Here is a 14,905-nt window from a genome sequence, read left to right as displayed (position 1 = left end):
GCCGTGCCTACCGCTATTTGGCAAGATTGCCTTTCTCAATTACAAGAAGAAATCCCCACAACAGAATTCAACTTATGGATTCGCCCGTTGCAAGCGGAAATGGTTGATAATAAACTCTATATCTATGCACCCAATAGATTTGTCCTAGATTGGGTAAGAAATAAATATTTAACTACTATTTCTCAACTATTAAATAAACTAATTAATGACGATTCTCTAAAATTATTTCTTGAAGTTGGTTCAACCGTATCCGCAGATAAAAAAGAACAAAGTAACCAAAAGAAAGCAGAAGTTGTTCCTGCATGGAAAACAACAAAAGAAAACAATAATAATCATGTGTATCATTCAGGTATTAACCATAAGCACACTTTTAATAGTTTTGTTGAGGGTAAATCAAACCAACTTGCTGTTGCTGCTGCAAAACAAGTGGCTGAAAATCCAGGAAAAGCATATAATCCACTATTCTTATATGGTTCCACAGGTTTAGGTAAAACGCATTTATTACATGCAGTTGGCAATCAAATAATGGCAAAAAAAGCCAACGCCAAAGTTGTTTACATGCATTCCGAGCGCTTTGTGCAAGACATGGTCAAAGCACTACAAAATAACGCTATCGAAGAATTTAAAAATTACTACCGTTCTGTTGATGCTTTACTTATCGATGACATTCAATTTTTTGCAAATAAAGAGCGATCTCAAGAAGAATTTTTCCACACCTTTAACTCTTTACTAGAAGGTAATCAACAAATTATTTTAACGTCAGATCGCTATCCTAAAGAAATTAATGGCGTTGAAGACCGACTAAAATCACGTTTTGGTTGGGGACTAACCATTGCAATTGAGCCACCAGAACTAGAAACACGGGTTGCAATTTTAATGAAAAAAGCCGAGGAAAATCATATTAAATTACCTGAAGAAGTCGCTTTTTTTATTGCTAAACGATTACGCTCTAATGTTCGTGAATTAGAAGGCGCACTTAATCGGGTTATCGCTAATGCTAATTTTACTGGTAAGGCTATTACCATTGATTTTGTTAAAGATGCCTTAAAAGATTTACTCGCTTTACAAGAAAAACTTGTCACCATTGAAAATATACAAAAGACAGTTGCCGAATATTATAAAATTAAAGTATCAGATTTACTTTCTAAACGTCGTTCTCGTTCTGTGGCAAGACCACGGCAAGTAGCAATGGCGCTTGCCAAAGAGCTCACAAATAAAAGCCTACCTGAAATCGGTGACGGCTTTGGTGGAAGAGATCACACGACTGTATTACATGCATGTAGAAAGATTGCAGAGTTAAAAGAAGAAAGTAATAACATTAAAGAAGATTACTCCAATTTAATTCGAACATTATCAACTTAAAAAGAATCAATACTATGAAATTTATTATAGATCGTGAAAAACTAATAAAGCCATTACAACTTGTAAGTGCACCATTAAGTAGTCGCCCTACACTACCAATTTTGGGGAATTTATTATTACAAGTGAATGATAACACGCTATCGATGACAGGAACTGATCTTGAAATAGAGATGATATCTCATCTACCATTAGTTGAACCGAGTGAACCAGGTGCAACAACCGTGCCAGCAAGAAAGTTTCTTGATATCTGCCGAAACTTACCTAATGATGCCAAAATTTCGATAAGCGTTGACGATAACCGATTGATCATTCAATCAGGACGTAGTAAATTTTCATTATCAACACTACCAGCTACCGATTTTCCAAATTTAGAAAATTGGCAAAGTGATGTTGAACTTTCAGTTCCACAAAAAACCATTAAACGCCTTATTGATGCGGTACAATTTTCAATGGCAAATCAAGACGTAAGATATTACCTAAATGGCATGTTACTTGAAATTGAAGATGGTTTACTAAAATCAGTTGCAACAGATGGACATCGATTAGCTTTATGCGCACAACCTATTGAACAAGATACTAAAACTAATCATTCTGTCATTTTACCAAGAAAAGGGGTACTAGAGCTTGCAAAACTGGTTAGTGATAACGAAGAATTAATCAATATGCAAATTGGTAATAATAACTTACGAGTTAATCTTGGTGATTTCACTTTCACATCAAAACTCATTGATGGAAGATTCCCTGACTACAAACGAGTATTACCACGCAACCCAGATAAACCACTTGAAGTATCTTGCGAAGAACTCAGAAACGCCCTATCAAGAGTTGCGATCTTATCTAATGAAAAATTCCGTGGTATTCGACTTTATGTCCATAACAATCAAATAAAGATTACAGCAAACAACCCAGAACAAGAAGAAGCAGAAGAAGTTATTGACGTAAAATATGAATCAGCAGAGCTTGAAATTGGCTTCAATGTAACCTATCTACTTGATATATTAAACACATTGAAATGTGATAGCGTACAACTGTTATTAACCGATGCAACATCAAGTGTACAAATAGAAGATATCAATAATCAGACAGCAACTTATGTTGTTATGCCAATGCGCTTATAATCCAATCTCACTTAATATTCCGGCTTCGTCCGGAATAATTTAAAGCATATGACTCTTTCAAAAATCAAAGTTCATCATTTTCGTAATATTAGTTATGCACAGCTAACTTTATCGCCACATTTCAACTTCATTGTTGGCGATAACGGGAGTGGAAAAACGAGCTTACTTGAAGCTATTTATATGCTTGGTCATGGTCGTGCATTTAGACACACTCAATCTAATCGAATTATTCAACACGAACAGCCAGAACTAGTATTATTCAGCGAACTAAACACAGCCAATCAACAAAATCACTCAATTGGGCTTGCTAAATCGCGTAATAATGATAATAAAATCAGAATAGATGGAGATGAAGGTTATCGATTAACCGATTTAGCCAAATTATTACCCATTCAACTAATCACACCTGAAGGATTTGATTTATTGACTGGAGGCCCTAAATATCGCCGAGCATTTATTGATTGGGGATGTTTTCATCATCACCCTGAATTTGTTCATTTATGGAACAATTTAAAGCGTTTATTTAAACAACGCAATGCATTATTAAAGCAATCCCATAGCTATAATCAATTATTACCTTGGGACAAAGAACTTGCACCCATCGCTGAAAAAATTAGCCACATTAGAGAAAACTACTCACAACATATTTTTCCTGAAATTATACAAACATGCCATGATTTTTTACCCGAATACCAACTTAATTGCCAATATTACCAAGGTTGGGAGCATGATACTGATTATGCTGAAATATTACGCAAACAGTATGAACGAGACAAACTCCTTAACTACACATCAGTCGGACCACATAAAGCAGATATTCGATTACGTGTTGACAACATTCCAGTTGAAGATCTGTTATCACGTGGACAATTAAAATTATTAATGTGCGCATTACGTTTATCTCAAGGTGAATATTACTCCAAGCAAAATACCCAAGCTTGTATCTACCTACTTGATGATTTTGCATCTGAATTAGATAACAATAAACGCGAATTGTTAGCCAAACGTTTAAAACAAGCTAATTCACAAGTCTTCATAACTGCAGTTAACCAATCGCAAATTACCCATATGATCGATGAAAATGATAAGATTTTTCACATAAAATCTGGTATAATTACGTAAATATACAGAACGATATAAACAATCAAAAAAGTCGAGAAATCCATGTCCAATTCTTATGATTCTTCTAGCATTAAAGTACTCAAAGGGCTTGATGCTGTCCGTAAACGTCCAGGTATGTATATTGGTGATACTGATGATGGTACAGGACTTCACCATATGGTTTTTGAAGTTGTTGATAATGCCATAGATGAAGCATTAGCTGGATATTGTCACCATATTGAAGTAACAATCCACCCTGATAACTCTGTTTCTGTACGTGACGATGGTCGCGGTATTCCAACAGGTATTCATGAAGAAGAAGGTATTTCAGCAGCAGAAGTTATCATGACCGTATTGCATGCTGGCGGTAAATTTGATGATAATTCTTACAAAGTATCTGGTGGTTTGCATGGTGTAGGTGTTTCGGTTGTTAACGCCTTATCAGATAAATTAGAATTAGTTATTTATCGTGATGGAAAAATCCACCAACAAGTTTATAACTTAGGTGTCCCGCAAGCTCCCCTAAAAGTAATTGGCGAAACATCTGAATCTGGCACCTATGTACGCTTCTGGCCAAGCCCAGAAACATTTACCAATATTGAATTTGTCTACGAAATATTAGCAAAACGACTACGAGAATTATCATTCTTAAACTCAGGCGTATCAATAAGATTACTTGATGAGCGCACAGGCAAAAATGAACATTACCATTACGAAGGTGGCATTCAAGCGTTTGTTGAATACTTAAACAAAAATAAAAACCCTATTCATCCTAAAATATTTTACTTCAGCACAGAAAAAGACGGTATTGGTGTTGAAGTAGCACTACAATGGAACGATGGTTACCAAGAAAACATCTATTGCTTTACTAACAACATTCCACAACGAGATGGCGGTACTCACTTGGCGGGTTTCCGTGGAGCAATGACGCGCACATTAAACAACTATATGGAAGCTGAAGGATACAGCAAAAAAGCCAAAATCAGCGCCACAGGTGATGATGCTCGTGAAGGTTTAATTGCGGTAGTATCAGTTAAAGTACCTGACCCAAAATTCTCATCACAAACCAAAGACAAATTGGTATCATCAGAAGTAAAATCTGCCGTTGAATCCGTAATGGGCGAAAAGTTAACAGAATATCTACTTGAAAACCCAAGTGATGCCAAAATTGTTGTCGGAAAAATCATCGATGCTGCAAGAGCACGAGAAGCCGCCCGTAAAGCGCGCGAAATGACACGTCGAAAAGGCGCCTTAGACTTAGGCGGATTACCAGGTAAACTTGCTGATTGCCAAGAAAAAGACCCAGCTTTATCTGAATTATACTTAGTGGAAGGGGACTCTGCGGGGGGCTCAGCAAAACAGGGACGCAACCGCAAAAATCAAGCAATCTTACCGCTTAAAGGTAAAATTTTAAATGTCGAAAAAGCCCGTTTTGACAAAATGCTCTCATCTCAAGAAGTCGGAACACTAATTACCGCATTAGGTTGTGGAATTGGCCGTGATGAATATAACCCAGACAAAATGCGTTACCATAGCATTATTATCATGACCGATGCCGACGTTGATGGCTCGCATATTCGAACGTTATTATTAACATTCTTCTACCGACAAATGCCAGAAATCATTGAGCGAGGTTATGTTTATATTGCACAGCCACCTTTATACAAAGTCAAAAAAGGCAAGCAAGAACAATATATCAAAGATGATGAAGCAATGACGCAATTTCAAATTGCCTTAGCGCTTGAAGATGCATCGTTACATGTCAATGACCATGCACCTGCACTTGCAGGCGAAGCATTAGAAAAACTAATTGCTGAATATCAAAAAGTCGAAAAACTTATTACAAAAATGGAACGTCGCTATCCAAAAGCGTTGTTATCGGAATTGGTTTATCATGATGTATTAAACGAAAGTATTTTACAAAACCAACAACAAGCCGAAAATTGGGCAAAAACCCTTGTTGAAAAACTATCAAATAAAGAACAACATGGTAGCAGCTACCTTTATTCAGCTGAATATAATGAAAAAGCACAACTATATGTGCCAATCATTAAAGTAAAAACTCATGGTGTAAATACTCACTATCCATTAGACCAAGTTTTCATCCATAGTAATGAATACCGTAATATTTGCCACCTTGGTGCACAATTAAAAGATCTACTTGAAGACAGCGCCTTTATTCAACGTGGAGAACGCAAACAACCCGTAGAATCTTTTGATGAAGCTGTTGATTGGTTAATTAAAGAATCACGTCGTGGATTAACTATTCAGCGTTATAAAGGACTAGGTGAAATGAACCCAGAACAGTTATGGGAAACCACAATGGATCCAACCAGTCGTCGCATGTTGCAAGTCACCATAAAAGATGCAATTGAAGCGGATCAATTATTTACCACATTAATGGGGGATGAAGTTGAACCACGCCGACTATTTATTGAAGAAAATGCCCTTAAAGCGGCGAATTTAGATTTTTAAATATTGTCGTGATAAAAAGTAAAAAATCAGACATAATGTCTGATTTTTTTTGTGCAAAGGAATTAGGCGTTGTTTTTTACTTTAAAATCGCTCAGGTAGACCATTGATTTTATTTAATTTTTTATTTTTAAATGAAATCAAACACTTATAGGGTGGTTATTTTTTTATTACATTGAATTTGGCTTTTTAAGAAATAAGAAAAGCGCTTTTGTTATTTGATAATAGCTATTAATAACAGCTTGTTAATAACAGTCAGTTAATAACAAAAGCGCAAGCTTTTAAGTCGTATCGGTCGGGGTGCTATTTTGATTTTCTGCCATTAAAGCGCAAGGTTCACAGACTTTGCCTGCTCAGCGCCCCAACTTACGCGGGGGCTTTATTCTTTGTTATATTATCCTCTCAAGCACCGTAACCCCCTTCCGCACCCTAAGGATTAAGAACTAAACGCTAAAAACTAAGGTGCGGTGCAAAGGCCAGAGTGGGAGTCGCTGGCACTGAGGCTGAGGACGTAGCCGTCGTACGAGTGGACATTGAACTGGTGGCTACCTGTAGCGTCGCTCGTCCAGTAGTAGACGTAGACGAAGCCCGCATCAGTGTAGTCGTACATGCGGCCCCACTCCGTGAAAAAGCCAGCGCCTATGTGACGCTTGTAATAATTACTTGATGAGCTAGGTGTGGCGCCTAAATTATTATAGTTTGAATTGGTTAAATCTCTTACCCTCGGCATGCGATAACCCAAACTATTACACCATGCTAACTGGTCACTATAAATTTTCCGTTGACTACCCCGATTGACGAACCACTGCCTCAACACAAAGCCATACCTCACCTCATTACCACTTCTATCCCTACCAACCAACTCAAATGTCTGCGGCAAAGACGGCACGGTAATTTGACTAGGACTAGGATTCTCCCACTGGCTTCTTGCCTCTGGACCATGCAACGTTACCCGTGTTACATTCTTGGATTTATCCGTAATCCATTTATCAGCTGGCATCGTATCTCCCCATGGGTCTGTGAATGACCCTAGCGGCCTTGTCCAACTCACTGTTGCCGTTATATCACCAAGCGTAGTAACTGTCCAACTCAATTGGCTTGCATCTACCCCAACTATATCCAAATCAAAATACAAGCCATCTGCACCAGTCGTTGGAAAATTTAAACCGTAAGATGATGGGGTTGTTGACTGAACTAAAAAACCCTTAGTAGGACTCCATATATTAGATGGGCCTGCTGCATGGCCGTATGTACCTTCATTTAGATTCGGCCTGACTGCACAAATAACGGGCTGTGATGGCGGAGTGATATAATACTCCGCTGTTCCTCCACTAAAAGTACTACTATCTGGCAAACCATATTGTGTAGTTAAACTACCTCCTGTACTACTTAAGGTTACCTTATAAGGCGCTTTACATAGACTTAATGTATCACTACGATTAACGGTATTGCCATCTTTATCCTTTATTACTAACGATATACTTCCTGATGCAGTAACTTCACCTGCTCCCTGTCCATCCCCATCATCATCGCCCCATTTACCTTGTGTTACTAAGTCATTTATATTTATTGAGTCGCTTGATGGCGGGACTATCATTTCAATATCAGCAAAAGTATCCCCTACATTAGGTAACTTGATTAGCGCTGTCGATGATGAAGGATTATTTTGCGGTGTGAATGTTCGACCGTCTGATAACTTAATACCTAATAATTCCCTTATTTCAGTCACTTTAGTAACACCGCCATCAATAGTTAAATAAGGTGCTGTGCCTTGAATGGCATTTGATGTGGTAGCCGATAATGCCTGCGATTCTAAAGAGTACGGCAATAACAACAACGGCGTTAATGCCAATGGGATTTTTGAAAATAGTTTTGTGGATAATTTCGAAAATAATTCGAGAGATAATTTCGAAAATATAAATAAGTTTCGAGTAAAAACTTGTCGAATAGGATTATTTGATAAATTTAAGACATAGGTTTGCCAGTGCTTGTGCCTTGTGCCTTGTGCCTAAAATGGTACTGCATTTCGTTTCACCTGTCAAGTAATATTTTGTTTTATTTGAATTTTTTATAATTATTTGCTTGTTTGATAAGCTCATTTTTCTGAAGCGATGAAAGTATAGCCGTTTAAGGGGTGATTGACTAGTTTTTTTGGCGGACTTTTTTGTAAAGAAATGTAAATATGAAAACGGTTCAGCTTTAGAGATAGGTGAATTTTTTAATTAAAATAGGGTGTTAGTTTTATAAGTTTTTGGCTTTTGCGGAATAATTAATATTGCTGATAACATCTAAAACACAAACACACCCAACAGCCCAGTTTGGTGTGCTAGCTTTATTTCGTTATCGGTATATTTTGATGCTGTGATAAGGCAAGCATATTAGCATTGTGGTGCTATAAGTGTGTTTTTTGCTCTAAAAATCGCTCAGGTAGACCATTGATTTTATTTAAGTTTTTATTTTTGAATAAACCTGGCGGTTATTACAGGCTTAGAGGGGGTAGTGTAATGGTTTCGGATGTTGTCACTGATGTTAATTATTTCCACAAAAGGTCAAAACATTCGAAACCTAGCTAACCTAAATCAAAAATTAAAGCGTTTTTAACCAAGCTTTAACATCGCTACCTAAGCTTTTATGTCGCATTGCGTATTGTACAAATGTTTGTACATAGCCAAGTTTATTACCGCAGTCATGGCTACGACCTTTTATGCAATAGGCATCAACACAATCTTCTTCAAGTAACATAGCAATTGCGTCGGTCAATTGAATTTCACCGCCTGCACCTAATGGCGTTTTGGCTAGTAAAGGCCAGATTTTTTCAGATAGAACATAACGTCCAACAACGGATTGGTTTGATGGTGCTTCTTCAACTGATGGTTTTTCAACTACGCTGTACATTTGTGCAACATTACCCGCAGATAGCTCTTGACCACGACAATCAACAATACCGTAAGAAGAAACTAATTCTTTTGGCACGGGCTCTACCATGATTTGGCTATGTTTGGTTTCATGGTAATTTTTGATCATTGCAGCTAAATTATCGCTGGTAAGGTCACTTTCGTATTCATCGATAATCACATCAGGTAAAACAACAGCAAATGGTTCATCACCAACTAAAGGATAAGCACATAATACCGCATGACCAAGCCCTTTTGCCAAACCTTGGCGGACGCTAGTTATGGTGACATTTTTAGGTAAAATGCCTTGTACTTCTTGTAATAATTGGCGTTTAACACGCGCCTCTAACATGGCTTCTAATTCAAAACTGGTATCGAAATGGTTTTCAATTGAGTTTTTTGATGAGTGCGTAACAAATATAATTTCAGTTATGCCTGCGGCAATACACTCTTTAACTACATATTGAATAAGTGGCTTGTCAACAACAGGGAGCATCTCTTTTGGAATAGCTTTAGTTGCTGGTAACATACGAGTACCCAAACCTGCAACAGGGATAACCGCTTTTGTTACTTTTCCATTTACTGAATTGTCTAAATTTGATGTCATTTTATTTCCTTAAAACAAATTAACTAATTATGTCGCTATAAGTAACTTCACTATGGCAACCATTAACAAATGTATTTTTGACTCATTCTGACTTTTATATATGAGTAATTCAGCCACTCATTTTTGTGCCTGTCTAATAATCGATAAATCGTTAGATTCAATTAGCAAAGGATTATCTCTGTCTTTAGCTAAAGAATCAATAGCGATATAAACAATTTGGCAATTTTGTAACACAGCTTGTCTTACTACAAATTTTGCTTTTCGATCACGCGCCTCTTTTTGTGCTTTACTGATGTAAAGGTCATCATATCCATCATCATATAAAGAGGCCATTTCGAATAAATTTGGCGTTCGCCAAAATGTCTGTTTGGGATAATTGCGAATAAGAATTTGATCGGTTAATTTGCCTTTTATTCCTGCATAACTACTGGGCAAATGTTTGCCTTCTCGACTCTGGCTAATATAAACATGCTGATAGCTTGGTTTATTTGAAGGGAGTGGGTTTAATAAAAATTCAATACCTGACAGGTTTGAATATTGACAATTTTCCATAGTTAAAGGTGCAGTTCGAAAGTTTAACGAGCTGCACCCTACAAGTAAAAATAATGTAACAGTAAATAAAATACGTGACATTTAACTAATTATATTTAAAACATTAAGATATTTGTAGACAATCTATAACCTTAGTTACATTTTATCACTCACTTTTTCGGCTGTATGTGAAATGGCTTTTCCACCCGATTCGACATCTTGACCAACACCTTTTACGGTGTTACATCCAACAACTAGAGTCGTCATTGCTATACCTAATATTAACATTAACATTTTATGGAACATAAAAATACACTCCTTTATTAACATGATTGTTTTAGTGCAGCAAATGCTTCTGCCACACGTTCGATATTATGGTGATTTAAACCCGCTACACACATTCTTCCGCTACCCACCAAATAAATAGCAAAATTATCTTTTAATTGTGTAACTTGCTCTTTACTAAAACCGGTATAACTAAACATGCCCTGCTGTTTTACTAAATAATCAAAATGACAATCAGGTGCCGCTTTTTTTAATAATTCAACCAGAGTTGATCGCATGGTTACGATGCGAGTTCTCATAGAGTCGACTTCTTTTAACCATTGCGCTTTAAGTTCTGGATTATTTAAAACATAACTCACTAACTGCACGCCATATGCCGCTGGAGTTGAATAATTTTGGCGAACCGTTGCTTGTAACTGCCCTAACACGCGGTTGGCGATCTGGCTGTTATCACATAAAACGGATAATCCCCCCACTCGTTCACCATAAAGTGAAAATGTTTTCGAAAATGAGTTACTAACAAATCCACATAATCCTACATCTGCCATTTTTCGAATCGCATAAACGTCTTGTTCAATACCTTTGCCAAAGCCTTGATAAGCAATATCCATAAATGGAATAAGATCTCGTGCTTGTAAAACAGCTATTACTTTATCCCACTGTGCTTGTGTTAGATCGGCGCCAGTTGGGTTATGGCAACAAGGGTGTAGTAAAACTATGCTTTTAGCGGGTAATTGATTTAATGTTTCAAGCATTGCTTCAAATTTTACGCCACATGTTTGTTCATCAAAGTAAGGATACTGGTTTACTTTAAAACCTGCACCATTAAAAATGGCAATGTGATTTTCCCAAGTCGGATCGCTGACCCATACTTGTGAATTTGGGAAATAGCGAAATAAAAAATCAGCACCTATTTTAAGAGCCCCCGATCCGCCTAAGGTTTGTATCGTTGCGATACGTTTATCTTTATAGGCTGAACGATCTTCACCAAATAACAAAGATTGGATCGCTTGACAATAAGTTGGCAAGCCACTCATGGGTAAATACAGTTGAGCACCTTGGTTGTGATGATAGTTATAATCACGCGCCGTTTTAATGCATTGTAATTGAGGCACTATGCTATTTTCATCATAATAATAACCAATACTTAAATTTATTTTGTTGTCTCGACTATCATTAATAAATTCAGTTACTAGTGATAAGATGGGGTCCCCTGCGTACGGCTCTACTTTTTCAAACATTTTTACAATCCAATTGGTACAAATAATAATAATAAATAATTGTAGATTATTACACCAACTCTATTGGCGATCAATCATTAAATAATAGTTTAATAGCAAATAATTAAGTTAATTTTTGGTTGGAAAATTGCCGTTTTTTAATAAGAGGAATTAAAGAACAAGATAACCCAAAAAGTCATGTTTTTATATTAATTTTATACTGAAACACATAGTTACCTGAAACTTTTTGACAAAAATTAGCACCCATTGGTGCTAATCTGATAAGCAAATTTATTTAGCGGCAATAACTTCGATTTCGACTTTGGCATCTTTGGGGATTCGAGCTACTTGTACGCAAGAACGTGCTGGGAAAGATGCATTATTTTCAGTGAAAAAAGCTTCGTATACTGCATTTACCGTAGCAAAGTCATTGATATCGGCTAAGAAAATAGTCGTTTTAACGATATTACTTACTTGATAGCCAGCCGCAGTGATGATCGCTTTAACATTAGCTAAACTTTGTTTGGCTTGCTCTTTAACACAAGTTGGCATTTCACCCGTTGTTGGATCTAATGGAATTTGTCCTGAGGCAAATAACATATTACCTAAATCTACTGCCTGAACATAAGGCCCAATAGCTGCTGGCGCTTTATCAGTACTAATTACTTTTGCCATGTTCGATTTTCTCCTTTTTAATTTAATCTATTCTGTTTTGTAATTATTAAGAATCGTCTTTTTCTCTTTCCTCATTTCAACAGGAACACAATTTTGTGTCAAGTCAGCGCAAAATTATGATCGTGGGACTTATTGAAATTTTCTGATATGATAATGGCTATTTTTCATTTATTACGAGAGTTAATATGTTCGAGAATTTAACCGACCGTTTATCACAGACATTCCGCAATATTAGTGGTCGAGGAAGATTATCTGAAGATAATATCAAAGATGCATTGCGCGATGTTCGTATGGCACTACTTGAAGCCGATGTTGCACTACCCGTAGTTCGTGAATTTATTAATCAAGTTAAAGAAAAAGCTGTTGGATTAGATGTCAATAAGAGCCTAACCCCAGGTCAAGAATTTATCAAAATAGTTCAGGCTGAATTAACAACTGCTATGGGTGAGGTTAATAGTTCGCTCAATTTAGCAACTCAACCACCCGCTGTGATTTTAATGGCGGGTTTGCAAGGGGCAGGTAAAACAACGAGCGTTGCTAAGCTAGCTAAATTTTTAAAAGAAAAACATAAAAAGAAAGTGTTGGTTGTTTCTGCCGATGTTTATCGCCCAGCTGCGATTAAACAGCTCGAAACGTTAGCTAAAGCTATTGATGTTGAAGTTTTTCCATCTGATATTACTGAAAAACCAGTCAGTATCGTTAATAAAGCTATTTCGCATGCTAAATTGCAATTTTTTGATGTGTTAATTGTCGATACTGCAGGTCGTTTGCATGTTGATAGCAATATGATGGATGAAATCAAAGCGCTACACCAAGCTATCGATCCAGTTGAAACACTATTTGTGGTCGATGCTATGACAGGGCAAGATGCCGCTAATACCGCTAAAGCGTTTAATGATGCATTACCGCTTACTGGTGTAATTTTAACAAAAGTTGACGGGGATGCTCGTGGTGGTGCAGCGTTATCAATTCGCCACATTACGGGTAAACCGATTAAATTCTTAGGGATGGGTGAAAAGACAGACGCTTTAGAACCATTTTATCCTGATCGCATTGCTTCACGTATTTTAGGTATGGGCGATGTGCTATCTTTAATTGAAGAATTACAAAGCAACGTCGATCGCGAAAAAGCTGAAAAAATTGCCAAGAAGCTAAAAAAAGGTGATAAATTTGATTTTAACGATTTCCAAGATCAGTTAAAACAGATGCGTAATATGGGCGGAATGGGGGCTTTATTAGCTAAATTGCCAGGTGTTGGTCAACTTCCTGATCATATTAAAGCACAGATGGATGATAAAATTACCATCAAAATGGAAGCAATCATTGGTTCAATGACATTAAAAGAGCGTGCTAATCCTGAAATCATTAAAGGTTCTCGTAAACGCCGTATTGCCAACGGTTCGGGAACTCAGGTTCAAGATGTCAACAAGCTGTTAAAACAGTTTGAAGATATGCAAAAGATGATGAAAAAAATGAAAGGTGGTGGCATGATGAAGATGATGCGCCAAATGAAAGGATTAATGGGCGGTGGTATGGGATTACCTCCTCGTTAAGTCATTAATGCTAAATTTTCAACTAAATGTGTTATAACTGAGTACTTGGTAACTGTTAACTATAATTTACCGTACAACCACTATCACACTTATAAATAGTGCGATAGTGGTTTTAATTTTTTGGTTTACTCGATTTTATTTTTACTGGACGACTCATAGTTAGCACTGTACCTATCGATGAGGTAATAATAAAAATAATGGCTAACCACTGGTAGTGGGTTAGTTGTTCATGCAAAACAATGAATCCAGAAAGCGCAGCAAAAACAGGCGATAAGCTCATTAATGTACTAAATGTTTGTGCTGGTAATTTTGGTAGTGCAATCATGTCTAATCCATAAGGGATTGCTGATGCTAATAATGAGACCAGAAAAACCATTGGGAGCAATTCCAACGAAAACATGGTACTGCCACTTTGCCAAATTCCAATAGGAAATAAAAAGCACGAAGCAATGACTGATCCAACCGCTACACTGGCTGAGCCATAGATAGTGCTGGCTTTGCGTCCAAATAAGATATAACACGCCCAACCACTTCCAGCTAATAGCGCAAATAAAATCCCCTTGGGATCTAAATTGCTTGAAGCTTGTTCAATAGGTAAAAGCATAGCCAAGCCAATAATAGCAACACCTAACCAAATAAAATCAAGTACTTTACGCGAGGAGCACATCGCCACCATAATTGGCCCCGTGAGTTCAATGGCAACTGCAATACCTAGCGGAATTCTTGCGATTGCGTTGTAAAACGCTAAATTCATACAACCAATTGAAATACCATATAAAAAAATGTATTTGAGTGCTTGTTTTGTCAGTGTTTTACGCCACGGCTTGAATATTAAAATTAGCATAATTGCCGAAAAAAATAATCGCCAAGCTGTCATCCCTTCAGGCCCTAATACAGGAAACAAATATTTGGCTATTGAGGCACTGCCTTGCACTGAAATCATTGAGATAAAAATTAACAAAACAGGCCAAAACCTTTTAAGCATAAATAATTACCTTAAATTTATTGTATATGAAACTAATGAAAAAAAGTTTCAGGAAACTATGTGTTTGAGTATAAAAAGCATATGATTAATTGATTTATTGGC

The 14,905-nt window shown here is 36.9% G+C and carries 12 protein-coding genes; 5 read left to right on the top strand and 7 right to left on the bottom strand.

What is annotated here, in order from left to right; all coding sequences use genetic code 11:
- The first annotated feature begins 3 nt into the window (after nucleotides 1–3).
- Genes dnaA through gyrB form a run of 4 tightly spaced genes read left to right on the top strand, consistent with a single transcriptional unit; the run spans nucleotide 4 to nucleotide 6,056 of the window.
- A complete protein-coding gene (gene dnaA / locus A9G25_RS07250) occupies nucleotides 4–1,362 on the top strand; it encodes a chromosomal replication initiator protein DnaA (protein ID WP_065626366.1) in 1,359 nt (452 codons plus the stop codon).
- A gap of 14 nt (nucleotides 1,363–1,376) precedes the next feature.
- The gene (gene dnaN / locus A9G25_RS07245; RefSeq protein WP_065626365.1) at nucleotides 1,377–2,480 is read left to right on the top strand and encodes a DNA polymerase III subunit beta; all 1,104 of its coding nucleotides are present in this window, start codon (nucleotides 1,377–1,379) and stop codon (nucleotides 2,478–2,480) included.
- A 48-nt stretch (nucleotides 2,481–2,528) separates the two neighbouring features.
- The gene (recF, locus tag A9G25_RS07240; RefSeq protein WP_065626364.1) at nucleotides 2,529–3,602 is read left to right on the top strand and encodes a DNA replication/repair protein RecF; all 1,074 of its coding nucleotides are present in this window, start codon (nucleotides 2,529–2,531) and stop codon (nucleotides 3,600–3,602) included.
- Between the two features lie 42 nt (nucleotides 3,603–3,644).
- Nucleotides 3,645–6,056, top strand: coding sequence for a DNA topoisomerase (ATP-hydrolyzing) subunit B (gene gyrB / locus A9G25_RS07235; RefSeq protein ID WP_065626363.1), 2,412 nt, complete (start codon nucleotides 3,645–3,647; stop codon nucleotides 6,054–6,056).
- Nucleotides 6,057–6,510: 454 nt separating this feature from the next.
- Here gyrB and A9G25_RS07230 read toward each other — a convergent pair whose 3' ends face one another.
- The 6 genes from A9G25_RS07230 to A9G25_RS07200 form a co-directional block, all read right to left on the bottom strand.
- Nucleotides 6,511–7,905, bottom strand: coding sequence for a hypothetical protein (locus A9G25_RS07230; protein WP_141675043.1), 1,395 nt, complete (start codon nucleotides 7,903–7,905; stop codon nucleotides 6,511–6,513).
- Nucleotides 7,906–8,639: 734 nt separating this feature from the next.
- Nucleotides 8,640–9,554 carry a UTP--glucose-1-phosphate uridylyltransferase GalU gene (galU, locus tag A9G25_RS07220; RefSeq protein ID WP_065626360.1) on the bottom strand — a complete coding sequence of 305 codons (915 nt, stop codon included), beginning with the start codon at nucleotides 9,552–9,554 and terminating at the stop codon, nucleotides 8,640–8,642.
- Nucleotides 9,555–9,671: 117 nt separating this feature from the next.
- Nucleotides 9,672–10,106: a hypothetical protein gene (locus A9G25_RS07215; protein WP_141675042.1), complete on the bottom strand. Its 435-nt coding sequence runs from the start codon at nucleotides 10,104–10,106 to the stop codon at nucleotides 9,672–9,674.
- Nucleotides 10,107–10,241: 135 nt separating this feature from the next.
- Nucleotides 10,242–10,373 (bottom strand): entericidin A/B family lipoprotein, encoded by a 132-nt coding sequence (locus A9G25_RS07210; RefSeq protein ID WP_202112501.1) that lies wholly within the window; start codon nucleotides 10,371–10,373, stop codon nucleotides 10,242–10,244.
- A 35-nt stretch (nucleotides 10,374–10,408) separates the two neighbouring features.
- Nucleotides 10,409–11,611, bottom strand: a complete 1,203-nt coding sequence (locus A9G25_RS07205) for an amino acid aminotransferase (RefSeq protein ID WP_065626358.1) — start codon at nucleotides 11,609–11,611, stop codon at nucleotides 10,409–10,411.
- A gap of 270 nt (nucleotides 11,612–11,881) precedes the next feature.
- Nucleotides 11,882–12,265 carry a RidA family protein gene (locus A9G25_RS07200; RefSeq protein ID WP_065626357.1) on the bottom strand — a complete coding sequence of 128 codons (384 nt, stop codon included), beginning with the start codon at nucleotides 12,263–12,265 and terminating at the stop codon, nucleotides 11,882–11,884.
- 185 nt (nucleotides 12,266–12,450) lie between these two features.
- Between A9G25_RS07200 and ffh the strand changes: the two genes are divergently transcribed.
- Nucleotides 12,451–13,818: a signal recognition particle protein gene (gene ffh / locus A9G25_RS07195; RefSeq protein ID WP_065626356.1), complete on the top strand. Its 1,368-nt coding sequence runs from the start codon at nucleotides 12,451–12,453 to the stop codon at nucleotides 13,816–13,818.
- Nucleotides 13,819–13,930: 112 nt separating this feature from the next.
- On the opposite strand, the gene A9G25_RS07190 is transcribed toward ffh, so the two are convergent.
- Nucleotides 13,931–14,803, bottom strand: coding sequence for an EamA family transporter (locus tag A9G25_RS07190; RefSeq protein WP_065626355.1), 873 nt, complete (start codon nucleotides 14,801–14,803; stop codon nucleotides 13,931–13,933).
- Between the last annotated feature and the right edge of the window lie 102 nt (nucleotides 14,804–14,905).

Origin of the sequence: Gilliamella sp. Bif1-4 (genome assembly GCF_001690535.1) — a bacterium.
Classification (GTDB): Bacteria; Pseudomonadota; Gammaproteobacteria; order Enterobacterales; family Orbaceae; genus Gilliamella; species Gilliamella bombi.
Note: the sequence above shows the minus strand (reverse complement) of the source record. Positions and strands in the feature narration are given on the sequence as shown.